We start from the raw sequence: 19438 nt of genomic DNA, 5'->3' as shown, positions 1-19438 counted from the left end.
TCGCCCAGATGTCGCTCGGCGTGTTGCTGATGTCCGTGATCTCGTTGACTTCGTTCGCAGTGCGCGTCTGATTGAAATCCCAAGTCCCGTCACCGTTCTTATCCTGCCGGAACTCTTTCCAATTACCCGTCGGGTCGAGCGTCCAGCATTGGGCGGCGTCGAGCGAAGTGAGCGCGGTGTGCGTGCCATTGAGCTGGCCACGTTGAGCGGACTGCAGGCGGTTGAGTCCGTCATACTGATACAGCCAGTCGTGCTCTCGATTGGGATCCGACGGGTTTTCTCGCCACGTGCGGTTACTGGCCCGGTCGTAGCCGTACTCGATCCGGGATAGATCGGTGCCTGCCGAGACATCTCGCCAGCGAACGTCCTTCACCCGACCGAAGCGATCCAGACCGCTGTAGATGTCGCCAGTGTCGGGGTCGGTCGAGAGGGTTGGCGAGATCAGCGTGTAACGTAGATCGGCCTGTGTGCTGTCCTGTTGGACGAACGTGCTGAGTCCCAGGTATTCGTAGGCAGCCAAGACGGTGGAATCATCATCGACTAGGCTGGACACCTGGTTCAGTTTATCGGTGATCGAGCCACTGCTGCCGTAGTCGAGCGTGACTTCTCGCCCGTTGGGATAGAGCGTGGCGGTGGGGCGCAGCACGTTCCCGCTGCCATCGGTGTACGACCGTCCCACGCTGGGTGTCGAGGCGGGGTTGACCGCGCCGCTGTGCGACTGGAACGTCTTGGTCACTTGTCCGAACCCATCGAACTGCCGGGTGATTTGATTCTCGATCGATCCGCTGCCGACCGACGAGTTATTATAACAGGTCACCGCCGAGACGTTGCCGCGAACGTCGTAGGTTTGCTCCACTCGGCGGATCGTTCCGTCGACGCCTGCACCTAAGGTCGTCACCCGGTCTTGCGTCTGACGACCGAGGGCATCGAAGTCATACTGGCGGGTCGAACCGTTTTGATCTGTGAGGCTGGTCCGTTGCGACTGGCGGTTATACGTGTAGCTGACGCTATCGGACGTGCCCGTCGAATCTGGGTATACCTCACGACGCAGCAGCATGCTCGACGCGATCGCGCTGTCTGACAGTGTGGTGCCGTAGATGTACTGCGTCACCTGATTGCCGGTCGAGGCGTTGACGGCGGTGAGTGTTTTGAGATCACCATCGAGTGTGTACGTGAACCGCACGGTTTGGTTCTGATCGTCCGAGGCCGTGCAGGCGGTGCCGGTGCTCGAGCTGGCGGGTGGATCGACGACGTTATCGATCGTTTCGCTCTGGCGACTGGCCGCATCGTAAATGGTCCGCGAGATCTTGCCGGCAGGGTCGATATTGTCGCGCAGTCGACCCGCGTTATCGTAGACTTGCCGAGAGACGAGGGTCGTATCGCTGCTGGCGGGAATCGTGGCCGAACGAGTCAGGGCGGTGCCACCGTTGGTTCCATACTCAGCCGAGGCGATCATGCGGCCCACGGCGTCCGGATAGCTCGCTGAGTACTGAACGCGTGCATTCGGCGTCGCCGAGGGAGAGCCCAACTCACCGGTCTGGGCGGCCGACGCATTGTGGTATCGCTGCCGCCTGGAGGCTTGGATCGAGTTTCCCGCATCGTCATAAGCCATGTCCGTTTGCGAGAGGATCACGTCGCCGGTGACGTTCAAGGCGTCGGCATAGGTCGTGTCGTTGCCATAACCGGTGTACGAGTGGACCATCCAGCCCGTGCTGTCGAAGACCTGTTTGGTAAAGCGGCTCGAACCTCCCGGCATCGATTTGACCGGGTTGCCGACCGCATCGAACCAGCTATTGCTGGTGATCGGGTTGCCGACCGTGCCCGTGTTGGGATCGACTGCATAGCCGGTGGACTGGTAAACCCGTCCCAGGTTGTCGTACTTGGTCATACTTCGAGAGACCAGATTACCGCTGGCGGAAGTATCGTAGCGGTCGGACTGGATCACCCGGTTCAGGTTGTCATAGGTAACCCGACCAAAGGCATCGAGTTCCCCGTTGGTGTCCACGCGGCGGTTGCGCCAGTCATAGGTGAACGCGGTGGTGCGGGTGTTGACGCCATCGACGTACGCGATCTGACTGGTCAGGTTGTTATCGCCCCCGTCATTGCCGTTGTCGAAGACAGAGCCGCTGACCTGCACCATATTGTTGCCCGAGGCACCGCCGCCGGTTGGGTCGGACTCGGTGGACCCAGTGTCATTGGTGCCCACAAAGATCGCGATGACGTTGTCGCGAACGTCGTGAACACGTTGGCTAATGGTGCCGCCGGGCGAAATCTGCAGGTTCTGCCGCTTCTGGCTGTCGTAGCCGTAGGTTGTCTGGTCGTAGTTGGTCCCACTGGTTCCTTCGCCAGAGGCCGGGATGGTGTGATAGACGCGTGTCGACGAGACCAAGCAGCAATCCGTGTACTGCCAAGTGGTCCAGCTAGTAAATGAGGCTTGCGAGAACGTATCGGTGGGCTGCAAGCGACCTGATGTCGATCCACGCGGCACTTGAATCTGCTCCAGAATATTCCCGCGTGCATCCCGTTGCTGGATGTTGACCGGGTTGATCAGCGTGAAGGTGTAAGCAGGGCCGGTTCCAGTGGCGTAGCCGCTGGCGGTCCAGGTCGCGTGCTCGGCATCTTTGTACACGGTCCAGTGGGCACGTCGCACCGCAGTGGCTGTGCCGCCGAAGTCGATCGTGTGGACAGGGCCCAGTTGCTGGGTCGTGCGTCCCCGTGAATCTATCTCGTAATCAAAGATCAAGTGCTTGCCACCGCCGCTCGGTGTGCTCCAACCAGAAGGTACACCGGAAAGCACCGATGTGTCGGCATCATTGATGCGCTGTAGCATTGCCCCGAGCACTTGGTCGTAGAACATTCGCGTGATGAATCCGCGGGCGTCCATCGACCACGTCAGGTTACCCCGTTCGTCATAAAACTGCTTTTGAGTGGTCGCGGTATTGGGACCGTTCTGGGCTGTTGTCACTACTGGCAGCGTGACCGTTCGCTGCTTGACTTGGACCGTGTCGGTGTACCACTCATAGGCGTACGTCGTTTCAAGTGGTTCGGCCCCGGCATCGTCACGGTACCGAGTCTGCTTGGCGATCGGATAGATCGTCGCCCCGCCACCGGTTCGTTGGGTGTATTCCAATTCGCTTTGGAGTACTGGTGTGCCGCCGCTGCCCTGCTTCAGTGATGTCGACTCCAGGTAACCTTCAACTGCACCGCTTCCCGTGGTCGAGTAGTAACTACGCAGCTTGATCAGCCCCTCTGTGGATCGCAGCGTGATCCCGAGGTCTGCTTCACCCTCATCAAAACTAATCACGGCGGAGGGCAATGCCACTTGCAGGAGTCGCCCCGCGTCATCATACGCGTTGGCACGCAGCCACTGATCGGCCCCAGAGGTGAGCTCACTGAGCAGGCCCTGTCCGATGAAGTTGGTGTAAACCGTATTGACGGAACCTCCCGGACGCGTCTCGGTGGTCTTGCGGCTCCAACTGTTGTAACCATCGGCATTCAGGCTCTGCTCATAAGCAAAGGTGTATGTGAGCGATCCCCGATCAACAATCTCTTTCGTCACTCGGTGCTGAGCGTCATACTCAAAGCAGTACTTTGCGTACTGCAGGAGCACTCCGTTGCTGACCGTGGTAGGATCGAGCGAATCAGCCAGCAGGTCTTCGTAACCATCGGGCTCGACGACATATCGCAAGCCATGCTGAAAACCTTTTGGGTCACCCGTTTTGTAGTAGCGATAGTAGCTCTGCTTGACATTGACCCAGGTGGCCCCCGAAGGCACCTGAATACGCACACGCATCAGGTCACCCGAAGAGCCGAAGCTGTTCGAGCCATCGTAGTATTCGTACGTCACGCGGCGGATGTTGCCCCAGCCGTCCGTGTTGACTTGGCGGCGGTAGGTCACCGAGGTGGTGAGCCCCATGCCGTTGAATTCATATTCAAATTGAGTCGTGGTAGTGTCGCTGCCCACAACCGTTTCACGCTGAATCGTCTGGATCCGACCCGAGGCAGAGTAGGCAACCACATCGGTCTGCTGTCCTGATACGTCGATCATGCTGGTCAACTGACCTGGCAGCGGCTGGGCACCCGAAGCGCTCGAGGATGATGTTGAGCCGCAGGGTTCGTCACCAAAGTCTTTGAAGAACCAAATCTCACCGGAGGGCTGCGTGAGGACGTATCGACGCGAATCGCAGTCGTGCGTCAGTGTGGATTTACCGCCGTAGCGTGCTACGAACGAGACGTCACCACCGGATTCGACGCGGTCGAACCACATCGCATTGCGGGTACTGCGAACAAACGCGATCGTCCCGTCTGGTCCCTTCAGTAGGTAGGGCCACGCTTCGACGATCCAATTATAGCCCAGTCCCACTTCGTTCTGACCCTGGAGTTGATTGCTGTACTGGCGTCGCTGTGCCCAAGGGCCACCGGCTCCAAACGCCTGCAGATCCGTGACAGCCAGTTGCAATTCGCCGTTGAAGTAGCGCACCGGTGCACCGCTCTGGTTCGGCACGCCATCAACGTCTGTTGAACACGGGTTCTCTGGCGGTAGCGGACACGTGCCAGCATCGTCAGAACCACTACCTGCCGATCGTGCCATACTCGCCCCGCCGCCGGACGATGTCATCGAGTCACTCGGAGGGAGATCACAGGGCTCGTCGGGCGGCCCCGGATCGGGTAAGGGTCCCGGGCCTTGCCAGGGACTGGATGATGAACTCGACGGCCATGAACTGCTCGACGAGGCGCCACCCGAAGAAGAGCTTGAGTGCGAGCCCGATGAAGAGGAACTGAGCGAGCCGCTGGACGAAGATGAACTTGGAGAGCCACCCGAGGAACTACTCGACGAAAGTCCGCTCGAAGAGGAACTGCTCGAACTGGCTGAGCTACTGGACGAAGAGACTCCCGGTGAACTACTGCTGGAGCTCCAATAACTGCTGCTCGATGACATTGGTCGCCTCATGCGTTCAGGTGAAACTGATTTTCAAGCTGCCAGTGTTGGGACATGACGGGGCAATGTCAACCGCTGAAAATAGGAGACGATGAATTTCTTAGAAAAAATAGTGTGCAGAACCTTGACTGAGCCGGGGCGATGACACCGTGATGCACCGTCTATTCTGTGCATGAGGATCGGCGAAAAATGCGTTCATTTCAAAATGTATGCATCGTCCAGTGCGACCTCGCAAACATGCCCCTACACGAGGCTCTATGAGAGTTTGCCAGTTTACTTGAGCACTGCACACACACACGCTAGCCCTTAATCAAGCGAAGCTTGATTTAAGATTTGCCGTTGGCGGCGGATTTTCTTGGCGCGCAGTATCCACCACGCCAGCGATGCTGGCAGTGAAATTCTTGTAGGTTGGTTGCTCATCGGCGAGGGGCTTTCTTGGGCTAGGCGTTGACGGCGGTATCAGTGCATCCAGACACTGACTTCGTTGAGGTCACGCCCGTCAGCAACGAAGCGGACGTCGGATGTTGGAATCAATTAGCAGTAGGACATCAACGGATGGCCGGTAGCTCAGCAAGCGGTACACCAAGGTCCGACTGCGGCGGATGATTTGAGCAGGGACCATCAAGATGCGGTCGCGGAAAGTTCGGAAGTCCATCCCGATCACACGCGATTTTGTCGCCGCTTGCTCGGCACGTTCTTGCTCCGTCCCGCTGGGCTTGATCAGCAGACCCGACCAAACTTTCAAGTTCCAGGCCAATGATGCGATCACCATATAGGCCCAGTTACTTGTCAAATCGCTCAGCGGTGCGTTCAGGCAACACTGCTTCAGTTGGGCGATGTTGTTCTCTTGATTGCACCGTGCGTTGGCGTCGACGACCACCTGACGCGGCGTTTTCAATTTCTTCGTCGCGTTAGTGATGTAGAAAAAGTAGACCGGCTGCTCCTTATCGAACAGCCGCATCTGCCCGCGAGTCAAATGCACTTCTTTATGAAGCACCACCACGCGGTAGGTCCGGTTGCACTTGCCCGGTTGATAGTCGAACTCAGCGATTCGTTCGCTGGCAAGTTTCTTGTTGAGGTAGCCATTCCTGACGACGATCTGTTCTTTAAATCGAGGCCGCCGAGCCCGGGGTTTCTCCACCGCCGGCTTCTGGCTACGCCTTCGTTTCATCGCCTTCCACGCCGAAGAGTCAAGGTTTTCAGCAATTTCGACCAATTTGGGCATCGCGTCGATACCAAAGACAAACTCGACGTTGTCAGCATCCCAGCGATCGAAGTTTTCGGTCAATGCAAAGTCGGTGTCACCTCGCAGCACGACCTTGCGGAAGCCTGCGTCGCGGCAACGCTGGACGGCCAAATCAAAGTAGAACGCAGAGTTCTCGTGGCTGGGGCGGTTGCCGCTGCGGTTGGCGATAAACAGTGGCTCACGCGTGTTGGCTAATGTCACCACCAACGGATGGTAACCCCACTGGCCTTTGTAGTTGATACCGATGCCCTGCTTTCGTTCGCCCGAAGTTTCGACCTGTGTTCCGTCCAGCAATTCCCGGCGAGCCGTACTTTTCTAGCTTTGGTTTCGAGCAAGCTGGCGATCGAATGCTTTGGACCGTGGACAATCCCTTTTTGAACTTGTCGATCGCAAGAATCGACTAGCTGCCTACCCATTGTAGCTCCTATCGGCACCACAAGATGAGTTTGTGCGGTTGGGGCGAGCGTACATTCAGCCAAGCGATCTTGAAATCGGGCCGAAATTCACAGCAACAGCGAGGTCCTATGCGTAACGGCGTGGCGGCGGACGGTTCTTACCCGTCCCGCTCAAGACCGTTGCCCAAAGCTCCGAGAACGACTCGAAACAAAAGTGACGCACATGACTACGCAGGTGATCCCATAACTTGCGACGAGTCTTCAGCTTCGCCAGCACCGCTCGAAACAGCGGACAACAAGCCTGCTGGATTTGATCGACTAAGAATGCTAGGAACATCAACAGCATCAGCACCGTTGATAGATTCTTTTTCCCGTGCCCATAATTATGGTCATAGTGGTAACCCTGGTTCTTCAGCGTGTTGAAGGTTTCATTCTCGATCCGCCAACGCGATCGCCCCCCTCGCTGATACAGAACGATCTCCGAACACTCGATGTCCATGTCGGTTACCCAACTAAAGCGTTTGCTGATCTCGCCGCTGTCCGAATCGAACTCGTGGTGTTGAAGGAAATTGATACGAAGATCACCGCTGGATTTATTGAGTTCCAGATTACGAATAAGCTGTGTTTCACATTTGATGACTTTCTTTGGTGTCACGATCGAGGTCTCCACCCAATCGCCTTCGTCATGATCGCCCGCCTCAATCACTTGATCAAAAAGATGCACATGATCTCCCGGTTTGGCACCGAGAAGAAAACGCATATTGACTGCTTGTAGGTCGGCGATGTGTGGTGCATTGCTTGCCAACCCGTCTTCAACGACAATGATCTTGAGCTTGGGGTGAAGGGCACGCAATCGTTTGAGTAAGCGTTTCGTTGCATTCCGCTCGCAATCGTTCTTCGTTTCTCCATCTTGTTTGACGATTGCCTCGATGGCCAAAGGAATCACTTCGCCGGTATCAGGATGAGTCAAAACGGCAGCAACGGCTTGATGATGATACTCAACGGTGCCCTTGGAAGATCGTTTCTCGAGGCACTGTGGGCAACTGATTTTGGTTGAACAGAAATAGCCTGTCCCATCGATCGCGACCAGATAATGCCCACGATCAAACACCCATTTTTTTAACTCCCCTGATCGCTGCAACTCGTTAAAGATATCTGCAAATGCTTCGTTGAGTGGTTCAATATCGATACCATCGAGGATCTCACGCATGGTGGAATCCGATGGGATCGAACTGAGTCCGAACAGCCGATCGATGGCCTGTTCGTCCTCTCGCTCTTCAAAGCTGAGTAAGGAAGGCTCTTTGAGCGAGAACATCGCGAAGGCGGCCATGAGAGTATCAACCATCGTAAAGTCGGTTGATTTTTGGCGTCTGGAATCGGCCACGTCCTCAAAGCGTCGTCTCAAAGTCTGGACCAGATAATCCGCGTTGAGGTATCGTTTTTGACGTGGAAGATTCGAATGGTTGGTCACAGATCTGCTCAATCATCAATAGGCGAAAAGCCTATTATGCCACCAGTCAACGGTGGATCGCCAGGAGGTTGCTGGACCCACCCAATTGATCGCGACATGCTAGCAAATCATCATCCCGGAAATCAGGGCAATTCCCGACTCGCCGGGAATTGCTGTCCATCAATGGAGGTAAGAAATCACTCGATTTGGCACCTGGGGAATTTGACATCCGGCCCATCTCCATCGTCGATCCGTGCCTTCGCCAGGCCACCGAGTCTCTCATCACAACGCACGCTGAGTGTGTTACAAGATTGACGAAGTCATCTGCGAGAACATCGGTTCACGCGAACCGCCCTGCGCTATCAATCTGTATCAGCGTCAAAAATCGCTCTCGGATCGTCCATCAGGGTCACGCTCTAGAGCTGTTCCCAACGTGCGTAGCGGCAATTGCCGAAGCCGTCCAAGAGCTTGAGAAGACCTGGCCTGAATCAGTGCAGCTCGGACCGGACTCGCCAAACCGATTGACGGTTGAGCTAGTGATCGCGGATTTTACTTCTGACGACTGGCCACTTTCGCAATGGATTGCTGACGCGGCAGACGGCTTGAAACTGAACCATTTTTGTTTGGAGGAGTGTTTTTCACGCGGCCATGGACTCAACGTCGCCGCAGCGCGAGCGTCCAGTGATCGCTTACTGCTTCTCGACGCTGACATGCTTGTGACACCTCAGCTAATTCGTACTGGAATCGAGTCCATCGATCAGAACTCAGCTTACTTTCCTATTTTCCGCTACCTGAGCATTAGCGGTGCGCTGCTTGGTCTTGAGGATGCGAGCTTCGGCAATGTATTTCTGTCGAAACAGCTTTTCAATGCGTCCGGGGGAATACCTGAGTTCCAAAGCTGGGGCGGCGAGGATGACATTTTTCACGAACAGATAAGCAGAATTGCAAATGTTCGTCGTGAAGAAGGATGCGGCTTCTATCACCAGTGGCATCCAGAACGGTGTCGGCACGAGAATTATCTCTACCCACCGCAATCCGATTTCATGGCCTACGAAGCAAAGCAGGCAACAGACCGAGAGGCAAGAGCATTTGCTGTCTTGCACAAAGACTGGGAGGGAAAGCTCTTTCTGTACCCAGATGGCAAAATGCAAGCGTCCCACGGCGACCGAGGGCGTTACGAGTGGTCCAAGGAAAACGTCCTGAGCCTTGTCTGGGATGCTTGGCCGGTGGAGACACTATTCCACGATGATGAGGACGGTCAATGGAGGGCAGAGGAGTATCATTTCGTGATTGAAGAATTAACCACAAAGTCTTCGGCTCGTGAAATTCCGTAGTCGCTGCAGACGCTCCATTCATCAACCAAGGCTGCAAGCGGTCCGCAATGCGAGCAAATGCAGTGTGCATCGCTCTCTGAATTGCCGTTCTCTATCCAGTCCCGAAGCACGATTAAATGATCACTTTCTCGCGACTTGGCCAACACGGAAGGTTGGGAAATCAATTATTTCAGATAGCTTCGGTCCTTTCGGTGGGCGCGGCGGTCGGTCAAGACGTTGTGTTCCCGGAGTGGCCATACGCGCAGTACTTTTCCGCCGCATTTCCAGTTGGGTCGGTCACGAATGCAAAGACCTACGTGGAGAGGCAGTTCTCGCACCACGTTCTCCCTGTTGCTCAAGGAAACTGGGACTTGATTGGGTATTTTCAGTCAGAAAAGTATTTTAACACTGATTTGGTGAAGCGTCAGTTTCGTTTCACTGACGATCTCTCTCGTGCATTGTCGGCGAGAGTTGAAAGATCGCGTAGAAGACGAGTACTGCTTTCAGTGCGTCGCGGTGATTTCGTCAATAACTGGAAATATTTTCAGCTCGGCAAGGACTATTACCTCGAGGCATTGTCGTCACTGGACCATGACGTCGAGGTATTCGCAACCAGTGACGATCTCGATTATTGCCGCCACGCATTTGATGGACTCGGATTCGTTTTTGCCGATGGCCTCACAGCGATCGAACAACTTTGTCTCGGTGCCAGTTGTGACGATTTCATCATCAGCAATTCCACCTTCTCATGGTGGCAAGCGTGGCTCGGTGAACAAAGTGGGTCTCGAGTCATCCGTCCGCTCCGCAACTTTAGCGATGCATGCGAAGAGGACGAGACGGACTACTGGCCATTGCGATGGACTATGTTTTCAACGTGATCTACGAATGCTACCTGTCTCAATTGGGGTGATCGGCCACCGGTTGAACGCTCACCTCACTCTCGTTTCCAGCGAAGCGGATGTTGCTGATCGGGGTTGGCTGAATCGTTATCACGAAATTGAATTTTAAAATGGTATAGCCCCCGGTTGAAAGCGTGAGATACGGCGACCGCGCTCGTTTACGTTGGGCTACCGACCAAGCTATCAAGCTCGAATTCCACCGCTGATCTTTCACGCCTTTCGTGGACTGGGTACGACCCTGCTCGCGTCTTATCGGTTGACGTTGCCTCCTCGTGGCGCAACAATGGTGCTCATTCACAACTTTTCCACGTGACGGAAGGAAGCAATCTATGCGTGACAACGCTGGCACTGGTAATTCTGCGCACTCCAACGCTTCTTCGGGCGGCCGCCCAGCGGGTTCGTCGCCATCGAGCAGTTCTCTAACTTCGAGTCGAGTAGTCAACGTCGCTGCGAAGACAGATTTTCAACAGCAGATTCACGACGAAAAGCGAAACGTCACGTGGGCGATCGACGTCTGCGGCCTCATCACACTCATGATTTACGACGAGGTGTTCGGGACGATTCTTCAGCAAATCGATGATGCGAACACCTCATTGCTCTCTGGCGTGCCGTCGGGCTGGAGCACGCCGAACCGTGGTGGCAAGCACTTGATCTTCGATTACGAGATCGACTCTCGGGGACGAACCACCCAGCAACTAGGCCCTGTTCACACCATCGACATCGGAGGCGTGGCCACTGTAGTGCGCCGCGCCGACTGGACCATTTACAAAGATGCCGAGCACGCGACCTGGACCGCCAGCGGCTACGCCACCGGAATCGGCCCCGCTTACGCCTACACGCTGATCAACCCGGTCAACATCCAGCAGCGGGACGCACGCGGGAATATTCTGGAACAGATCCAAGTGCCTCGCGGATCAACCTCGGGTCGCTTGCAGCCGACCGATACATTCTCACAGGCCTCGTTCACCCGTTGGACCAGCTGGCAGTATACAGATGGTTGTCTCGTCTCCTCAATGCGGAATTATCACACAATTCCGGCGTCTGGAGCGGGTGCGAGTGGGCCCCACTACGACTTATGGACATACAGCTATGACAGTCAGGGGCGGATGATCCAGCAGGTTTCACCATCAACGAGTTTACAGTCGACGCGGCGACATTGTGACGATGCAGAAAAACCGACTGGATAAAAGCTAAAGGAGCACCATCAAGAGCAGCCAGTAAGATCCACTACTGAAGAACGAATGAAAACGAGTCTTGTTACCGGCGGCGCCGGATTCATCGGCAGCGGCTTCGTTCGCGGAGCATTGGAGTCGGATACCGAAATGAAGCCACCAAAAGGATGCTGGTATTGGCCTGCTTCGCTACGTTCATGAGTCCTTAAATAGTCAGGACTTGGCGACTCATGACGGAGCATGTCATGAGTCAGAAGGAGTACACGACAGGATTCGAACCTGTAGCCCTCGGTTCCGAGGACCGAAACCTTTCCAAATTCTTTCAAAGATTGAATCCGTGTTAGTCGAAGACACCACTAACTTGAATTCAACTTTCAAAGTGAATTCCGCAAACCATTGCAAGGTAACGAGTTACGAGAGTGGCTTCCGATATGCCTTTGATGGGAACCCATTATTTCCATCGTGTAGAGTTTGTTTGAGCCCATTTCGTGGCTCACAGGCGAAGGACTCGATCCCGCATTTGTGGCGGTTTGAGCGTAGAAAAGCCCGGTCCAGTAGAGTGCTGAACCTGCATCTTAGTAAACAGTTTTTGTAGCCGGGCGACCATCATTCTCACTGTGATCTCGGTGTAAGCCGATACGACGTGGCGATCCTGAGTTACCGAACATTCCCGAAGGCAGTCCGACCGACGACGGCGGATCGAGTGATGATCTCGGCTCACGTCCCGAAGGGTGGCCCGAGGATTTCCCGTGGCCGCCGGTCCGCGAAAAGCCGCCCGTTATCGAAGCCTATCCCTCGATTCACGTTTGGCGGCGGCTGCTGCCGGACCATCCGTATCTACGTTCCGCCTGGCTACTCCGCCCCCGACAATCTCTCGCCAGGCCACCCCGGTGAGCACTATTCCGAGAAGCTGCCCGATCCCGTTATCTATCCGGTCAGTTCCGATAGTGGTTCAACGTCGGACTAGAACGATCGAATCAAGCGAACCTCGCCGGCAGCAAAGTGTCTTTGCACCAGTCCGTCAATTCTGGAAAACAAGATGACCACTTTCACTTCATTCACAGCTTCAACAATCGACTCGTCCTTCGAGGGCGAGGCGGGGATGGTGTGTCGTGAGTGAAGGTTGATTCCGAAACGATCCACAAAGCCCGCCCGGTGAAATACTTGGCGGGCTTTTTTTTGTGGATGATTGGTTTTCGATTGATGGCATTTTACTGTTTCTTCGTTCCCGGTCATTTGGCGCTCATGCGAGCGAAAAGGCGATGGAGGCTGCTCACCTCCACCGCTGGCGATCGGTGCGAAACGCTTCCTTTGAAAAAGGAGTTTGCGAGCTATGTTTCAAAACGAAATGACGCAAAAGACATCGGTCAACGTTGGCACGATCGGTCACATCGACCACGGCAAGACGACACTAACGTCCGCGATCCTGCGTGTTCAAGCCGAAAAGGGTCTGGCTAAGTACAAGTCTTACGAGTCGATCGCCAAGGGGGGCATTGTTCGCGACAAGAACAAGACCGTTACCGTGATCGCCTCGCACGTGAAGTACGAAACCGCCGGCCGTCGATACGCCCACATCGACTGTCCCGGTCATGCCGACTACATCAAGAACATGATCACTGGTGCCGCCCAGATGGACGGCGCGGTGTTGTTGGTGTCGGCTGCCGATGGTCCGATGCCGCAAACTCGCGAACACTTGCTGTTGGCTCGTCAGGTTGGCGTACCGCACTTGGTCGTGTTCATGAACAAGTGCGACCTGGTCGAGGACGCTGAATTGCTGGACTTGGTCGAAATGGACTTGCGTGAACTGCTCAGCGAGTACGGATACCCCGGCGACGAGGTTCCCCTCATTCGCGGATCCGCGAAGCAAGCTCATGACGATCCCACCAACCCCGAAACGATCGCGTGCATCGAGCAACTGCTTGATACACTCGACAGTTCGATTCCCGATCCGTTGCGATTGATCGACAAGCCGTTCTTGATGCCGATTGAGAACGTCTACTCGATCGCCGGCCGCGGCACGGTCGTGACGGGCAAGATCGAGCAAGGCGTTGTGCGAGCAGGTGACCGGATTGAGATCGTTGGTTTGTCTAGTGAGATCGGAAGTGACGTGATCACGCAAGTCGAATCGTTCGGCGACATGTTGGAAGCTGGCAATGCCGGTGACAACGTCGGCGTGTTGCTTCGCAAGACCACGCACACGGCGATTGCGAAGGGACAAGTCTTGGCGAAAGCCGGCAGCGTGACTCCGCATCGAAACTTCGAGGCGGAAGTCTACGTGTTGAAGAAAGAAGAAGGAGGCCGCCACACGCCGTTCTTTGACGGCTATGCACCTCAGTTTTTCTTCCGAACCACGAACGTGACCGGCAGTGCATCGGTGATGGACGGCGTGCAGATGGCGATGCCCGGTGACGGCGTTCGCTTGAGCATCGCCTTGAAGCAACCGATCGCCATCAGCGACGGCGACCACTTCGCCATTCGAGAAGGCGGCAAAACCGTCGGATCGGGTGTCGTCACGAAAGTCGTCGCCTAGCTAATCAAACGCAAAATGCCCGCGGTGGAGCAATCTTCCGCGGGCGTTTTCTTGTTCGAGAATCAATCGTGGCGTATCGCGAACCCTTGGTGGCTATGGATGGTCTCCATACTTGCGATCGACTGGTGGGGTTCCGGCGGCGCGGGCTTTCACGCTTTCGGGCGTTTGATGCTCCGTGTTCCGTGGACGGGTTCTAAAACGAACATCGGTCGAAGTGGGTAGAGCATCAGATTGCAACTCTGACGGTCACGGGTTCGACTCCCGTCACGCAAAGCCGCCTTGGCTAATCACCGAGGCTCTGGACACGAGAGTGTCCCAATTGAAGCTGGCGGGCATTCGGTTGCCTCGCTGAATCGGCCGGTGACGATGGGCGAGTGAATGCTCAACCGCTGTCGTCGGCAACATCGAACGTCGCCTTGCAGGTTCACAGACGGACTGTCGGGGCGTGAACAGAACATGCTGAAAACGATCGTTGCGAGCTCTGCGTTATCTTTGGATGACGCGGTGTCGTACGGTCCGATTCAGCTGACGCCGTTCACGACCGAATGGCCTGAGTGAACTTCCGCGAACGTTTTGTGTGATTCGGGCGAACAATCGTCTGCCCAAAGGCCTCCTTCTCGCAATCAAAACTATACAAAACGCCGCGAGCGAGCCGGCAATCATGCTCGCTGTCTTAGGTAGGAGTTCGACTTCATCATGTTCAAGAAGATTCACATTCGCAGCTACGAAGTCGGTCTGAAGTTCCGCGATGGTGAGTTCGTGGGATTGGTCGCTCCTGGAAAGCACTTTATGTTCACACGATTCGGCAAGGTCCGCGTAGACGTGGCCAGCAAGCGTGATCCTTGGATCGACAGCGAACAGCTCGACGTGATCGTGAAGTCGGGTGTTCTTGCCGGCAAGGCGGAAGTCGTCGACTTGAAGGACGACCAGCGGGCACTCGTGTGGATCGACGGTCGATTCAGTCGCGTGCTCGGTCCTGGGCTATACGCCTACTGGATCGGCGTCCGCGATGTGCGAGTCGAAGTCGTGACGATCGAGGACGCTCGTTTGCAACACAAGGACCTTGCGTCGATCGTTCGCGGCAGCGATGCCGTTCGGTTCTTGGACGTCTGCAAGGTCCAGCGTGATCATGTCGGCGTTCTGTTCCTGGACGGACGTTTTGCCGACGAGTTGGCACCCGGTCTGTACGCGTTCTGGAAGGACGCTGCCGACGCTCGTGTCGTTGAACTCGACTTGCGAGAATCACAAGTCGATGTCAGTGGTCAGGAAATCATGACGGCCGACAAGGTGACGCTGCGAATGAACGCCATCATCACCTATGTGGTGAAGGACGCTCGTCGCGCCATCAGCGCATCGACCGATGTGCGTCAATCGTTGTACCGCGAAACGCAGTTGGCGTTGCGAGGTGCGATTGGTGCTCGGGATTTGGATGCATTCTTGGCCGGCAAGGATGATTTGGTTGAGGAACTCGAAGCAAGCATCCGCGACCGAGCATCATCGTTGGGTCTGGAAGTCGCGTCGGTGGGTATCCGCGATGTGATCCTACCAGGCGACATGAAGGACCTGATGAACAAGGTGACCGAAGCTAAGAAAGCGGCCGAAGCCAACTTGATCTCACGTCGCGAAGAAACGGCGGCCATGCGTAGCCAAGCCAATACGGCAAAGCTATTGGCCGACAACCCAACGCTGATGCGACTCCGAGAGTTGGAAGTACTCGAAAAGATCGCTTTAGCCGGCAACATGAACATCGTGCTCGGCGAGAAAGGCCTCGCCGACCGCGTCGTGAACTTGCTGTAGTCGCAACACGATGTTGAAATTCCAAACGCCCGCAGCGGAGCAATCCACTGCGGGCGTTTTTCGCTGGTGAGTCAAACCTATGCTGCCAAGTCTGCTGGGTCTGCGGTAGAATTAATGAAAATGACATGATCTTACGGGGAACAGCCACGCAAAGTGACGAACGAAAACTCATCGGTAGACGGGCAGCAAGTTCTGCGACGATTGAGCGGGCGTTCTGTTGGAATGACGGCGAGGGAACTGGCGAGGTCACTAAGAGTTCGGCCGAGTGAAGTCAATCAATGCCTGTTGGACCTCCAGGTAAAAGGCCAAGTCACATTCCGAGGTGGCAAGTGGTTGGCCGCCAATTCGCGTGCGGTTCTGGGTGGCAACGTGACGGCCGCCGTCAGTCCAACCATTCCTGCGAGCTTGCCCGAAGTTGCCCGGCAACCAACCACCTCAATAGACGTCCCACGACGTGCTGATCAGCGGGATCAACCTGAGAGGAATGCAGCAAACCGCGATTCCCGCCGCATCAATCGAACTGGATCGCGTTGGTCGACGTTTCGGCGTCTTTGCGATTATTACGCTGAATGCGTTCGCTTGGATCAGCGGTCGTCGATCACGGCCACTGCGGCGGATGAATTTGAAACGATTGTGTGCATGGATGGAGCTTTGCCCAATGCATCGCAGTTGCAGATCCGAACTCGGGAGTCGTGGCATAAGTGGGTTCGGAAGGTAACTGAAGACGATTACGTCTTTGTCGGGTATCCGTTGCAAAGGTACCGCTGGCGAAATACGCAAGAGGAGAAGGACGTTGATTTCGTTTCGCCAGTCTTTGTGCTTCCGTGTCGAACACAGCTTCGTGGCACAGACCTCGAACTGGAATCAGTCGGTCCTGTGCGAATCAATGAGGGCTGGCTGGAACGAAGGCTCAAGAACGTCGACGAGCGACGCACCTTCTTGGAATTGTGTGGTGTCGACTCGGCAAGCGATGATGGTATCAACTCGACGACGTGGAGTGAGTGCGCGAGGCTGCTAAATCATTTTTATCCAGACTGGCAGGTTGAAACACTTGATCCAAACAGAATCTCATCTTCACCGAGTTTGGCGAGCTTGCAGAAGGACGGCATCTACAACCGAGCAGGGTTGATTATTCCGAAGAAATGGAAGTTCACGGGCGGTCTGTATCGTGAACTTTTGAAGCTTGCCAACGAGACTCCGGACGACCAGCTTGACCAGAGTGCATTGAGGCATTTCTTTCCACATCAGCCGGCCAGCCCAAAACAATCCAACGGCGAACAGGAGAATCATTCCAATCATTCGCCCGAAGTTGTTGGTGCTCAAGTACTGAAACTCAATCACGAACAAATGGTCGCGTCTTGTGCGGCAGCGGTGCATGATCTTTCGATCGTGGTGGGGCCGCCGGGCACGGGGAAATCTCGTGTCGTTGCGGCTGTGCTTGCACAGCAAGCGTTACTAAATCGAAGTGCGTTGGTGGCAAGTCGGAATCACCAAGCACTCGAAGCGGTGGTTCCGCGCGTCAACGCGATCACCGAACCGTGGCCGATCATGCTTCGGCTCGCCCGGCCTTGGGGCGCGCCCGCCGACACGTCAATGCAAGCAGCCATTGGGCAACTTGTTTCGAGCGATCTGACTGGCGACCGTGACCACCTCGATAACGTCCGCGATGCGCTCGCGAGACGTATTCTCGTTCACGCCGAGGCGTCTGAAGTCGTTTCGCAAGTCGGAGAATTGCGTGAGACACTTCGCAAGCGATCCTTTGACCTCGATGAGGCAATTCAACAGGTACCGGCTCCGCACCGCGACACTGCTATCCTTGGCCATACCGAGTTGCCGGACACAACTAGAATCGAAACTGCGATCAAACGGCTTCTCGACCCAGAACCGTTTCGGTGGTCGATTCGGTGGCTTTGGCACCGTTTCCTGAAAAAGAAACGTTTGCAAAGTGGCTTAATAACGGCTGCATCCATCGATGGCGAAATGAAACGGGTGTTTGACAAATCGGGCAAGCTTCCCGGCATGAGTCGAGACATCACGCCGGAGGCCGTTTTATTTGCCCGCCAAGTCCTTCAGTTTTGGAAGCCCATCGCGGACGCGAGTTCGGCGGCTTGCCTGGTTCAGGACTTGCGTGATCAGCTCGATCAATTGCCCGCAACAGATGAAGCGTGTCGTCGCGAGTACGAAGCCGCTTGCGAGGTTGCTAAGCTGTCGGCTGAATCGTTCTTGGAACTCGCTCGGCAAAGCGGATCAGAGATCACCGACGAAGAACGAAGTCTACTCGCGAACATCTTGGCAACGATTGAAAATCGCAGCGGTCTCGATACCGAAGCCGATCATCGACGCTGGTCCGAGGCGATGCGAAAAGCATTTCCTGTGTTCTTGAAACATTTTCCGTTGGCCGCCACCACCAATCTTTCAATCCGCCGCGACATCAACTTGCAGCCCGCCGTTTTTGAGCTGTTGGTGATTGATGAGGCGTCGCAGTGTGATATTGCTTCGGTCATTCCGTTGATGTTTCGAGCCAAGAGGGCGATGATTGTTGGCGACCCGATGCAGTTGTCGCACGTTACAAGTTTGTCATCGGCGACTGATCGGCACCTTCGCCGCCAATTCGGTGTTGATGACATCGAGTTAGAGCGATTCAGCTACCGAACTTCATCAATGTTCCATTTGGCGAACACTTCACCCAAGGTTGGGTCGCGAGTGTCGCTGCGTCAGCACCACCGGTGTCACCCTTCGATCGCTGCGTACTGCAGCGAGACGTTCTACAAGGGTTCTTGGACCGTCTTGACCGAGGACACGGGTAAGCAGGGAATTCAATGGACCGACGTTGCCGACGATAGCAAGCCTGCGCCGGGTGGCGGTGCGATCAGCCACCAGCAGATATTGAAGATCTGTGACGAGGTCAAACGGTTGCAAGAGAGTGGCTACCAAGGATCGCTTGGCGTAGTCACGCCATTTCGCCAGCAGGCCAATCGGCTTCGCGATGCCATTTACCAAGCCATCCCACATGACTTCGTGGTCACGTCTCGGTTGTTGGTTGACACGGCCGATGGATTTCAGGGTGATGAGCGGGACACGGTTTTGTTCAGCTTGGTTGGCGGTGAAAAATTGACTGAGGGTTCCACTCGTTTTCTTGCGGGCGGCCCCAACCGCTTTAACGTAGCCGTTAGCCGGGCCAAACATTTGCTTCATGTCTTTGGAGACTCGACGTGGGCCAGAAACTGCGACATCCGGCACATTCGCACACTGGCCGAATTTTGTGATCGGGAAACAGTGGAGAAATCGAAGTCTATCACCGCTGGATATCGCATCGACCTAGTGGGGCCAGTGTGGGAACCTGCGTTGGCCGACGCGATGACGAAAGCCGGTCTCGAGTATCACCAGCAATATCCCGCCAGCGGTCGGTATCTCGATTTCGCTTTGTTTACCGAAAGGATGAAGCTGGACGTGGAGGTCGATGGCGAGACCTATCATCGCAGCGGAAGCGGCAACCGTGTTTCGGAAGACATTCGCCGAGACCAAGCCTTGATCGCTGGCGGATGGACCATCCTTCGGTTCTGGGTCTACGAACTTCGCGAGGACATGGACCGCTGCGTTGAAAAGATCAGGCAAACCATCGAGGGCGGTTCCGCAGCGTAGGAAACAAAGCCAAGGCGTTCCTGATGACAGGCTCGAAGCCTATCCCTCGATGAGA

11 protein-coding genes and 1 tRNA gene are annotated in these 19438 nt (G+C 55.5%); 7 read left to right on the top strand and 5 right to left on the bottom strand.

Annotated elements, in window-relative coordinates; genetic code table 11:
• Positions 1–4504 (bottom strand): RHS repeat protein (locus CA85_RS25120; protein WP_186775080.1); only part of this gene is annotated, 4504 nt, incomplete at its 3' end.
• Between the two features lie 46 nt (positions 4505–4550).
• Between CA85_RS25120 and CA85_RS25115 the strand changes: the two genes are divergently transcribed.
• On the top strand, positions 4551–4922 hold the full coding sequence (locus tag CA85_RS25115; protein ID WP_186775079.1) for a hypothetical protein: 372 nt from the start codon (positions 4551–4553) through the stop codon (positions 4920–4922).
• Positions 4923–5438: 516 nt separating this feature from the next.
• Here CA85_RS25115 and CA85_RS20015 read toward each other — a convergent pair.
• Together CA85_RS20015 and CA85_RS20010 are read right to left on the bottom strand one after the other, a co-directional pair.
• Positions 5439–6479 (bottom strand): transposase, encoded by a 1041-nt coding sequence (locus CA85_RS20015; protein ID WP_146393128.1) that lies wholly within the window; start codon positions 6477–6479, stop codon positions 5439–5441.
• A 228-nt stretch (positions 6480–6707) separates the two neighbouring features.
• The gene (locus CA85_RS20010) at positions 6708–7925 is read right to left on the bottom strand and encodes a transposase (RefSeq protein ID WP_146393127.1); all 1218 of its coding nucleotides are present in this window, start codon (positions 7923–7925) and stop codon (positions 6708–6710) included.
• A 641-nt stretch (positions 7926–8566) separates the two neighbouring features.
• Between CA85_RS20010 and CA85_RS20005 the strand changes: the two genes are divergently transcribed.
• The 3 genes from CA85_RS20005 (at position 8567) to CA85_RS19995 (ending at position 11429) form a co-directional block, all read left to right on the top strand.
• The gene (locus CA85_RS20005; protein ID WP_146393126.1) at positions 8567–9364 is read left to right on the top strand and encodes a glycosyltransferase family protein; all 798 of its coding nucleotides are present in this window, start codon (positions 8567–8569) and stop codon (positions 9362–9364) included.
• A 116-nt stretch (positions 9365–9480) separates the two neighbouring features.
• On the top strand, positions 9481–10221 hold the full coding sequence (locus CA85_RS20000) for an alpha-1,2-fucosyltransferase (protein ID WP_146393125.1): 741 nt from the start codon (positions 9481–9483) through the stop codon (positions 10219–10221).
• Positions 10222–10571: 350 nt separating this feature from the next.
• Positions 10572–11429, top strand: a complete 858-nt coding sequence (locus CA85_RS19995; protein ID WP_146393124.1) for a hypothetical protein — start codon at positions 10572–10574, stop codon at positions 11427–11429.
• Positions 11430–11674: 245 nt separating this feature from the next.
• On the opposite strand, the gene CA85_RS25110 is transcribed toward CA85_RS19995, so the two are convergent.
• Together CA85_RS25110 and CA85_RS19990 are read right to left on the bottom strand one after the other, a co-directional pair.
• Positions 11675–11755: transfer RNA gene (locus tag CA85_RS25110), tRNA-Arg, on the bottom strand.
• A 622-nt stretch (positions 11756–12377) separates the two neighbouring features.
• Positions 12378–12650, bottom strand: coding sequence for a hypothetical protein (locus CA85_RS19990; RefSeq protein WP_146393123.1), 273 nt, complete (start codon positions 12648–12650; stop codon positions 12378–12380).
• 97 nt (positions 12651–12747) lie between these two features.
• Between CA85_RS19990 and tuf the strand changes: the two genes are divergently transcribed.
• The 3 genes from tuf (at position 12748) to CA85_RS19975 (ending at position 19383) form a co-directional block, all read left to right on the top strand.
• A complete protein-coding gene (tuf, locus tag CA85_RS19985; RefSeq protein ID WP_146393122.1) occupies positions 12748–13944 on the top strand; it encodes an elongation factor Tu in 1197 nt (398 codons plus the stop codon).
• Positions 13945–14640: 696 nt separating this feature from the next.
• Positions 14641–15741: a slipin family protein gene (locus CA85_RS19980; protein WP_146393121.1), complete on the top strand. Its 1101-nt coding sequence runs from the start codon at positions 14641–14643 to the stop codon at positions 15739–15741.
• Positions 15742–15894: 153 nt separating this feature from the next.
• On the top strand, positions 15895–19383 hold the full coding sequence (locus CA85_RS19975; protein WP_146393120.1) for an AAA domain-containing protein: 3489 nt from the start codon (positions 15895–15897) through the stop codon (positions 19381–19383).
• The last annotated feature ends 55 nt before the right edge of the window (positions 19384–19438 follow it).

It is taken from the genome of Allorhodopirellula solitaria, from assembly GCF_007859855.1.
Classification (GTDB): Bacteria; Planctomycetota; Planctomycetia; order Pirellulales; family Pirellulaceae; genus Rhodopirellula; species Rhodopirellula solitaria.
Note: the sequence above shows the minus strand (reverse complement) of the source record. Positions and strands in the feature narration are given on the sequence as shown.

Excerpts from the sequence above, each read along its gene's own strand:
- CA85_RS20010 (WP_146393127.1), bottom strand. The coding sequence starts at position 7,925 with ATGGTTGATACTCTCATGGCCGCCTTCGCGATGTTCTCGCTCAAAGAG.
- CA85_RS20000 (WP_146393125.1), top strand. The coding sequence starts at position 9,481 with ATGATCACTTTCTCGCGACTTGGCCAACACGGAAGGTTGGGAAATCAA.
- CA85_RS19995 (WP_146393124.1), top strand. The coding sequence starts at position 10,572 with ATGCGTGACAACGCTGGCACTGGTAATTCTGCGCACTCCAACGCTTCT.
- CA85_RS19990 (WP_146393123.1), bottom strand. The coding sequence starts at position 12,650 with ATGACCGGGAACGAAGAAACAGTAAAATGCCATCAATCGAAAACCAAT.
- tuf (WP_146393122.1), top strand. The coding sequence starts at position 12,748 with ATGTTTCAAAACGAAATGACGCAAAAGACATCGGTCAACGTTGGCACG.
- CA85_RS19980 (WP_146393121.1), top strand. The coding sequence starts at position 14,641 with ATGTTCAAGAAGATTCACATTCGCAGCTACGAAGTCGGTCTGAAGTTC.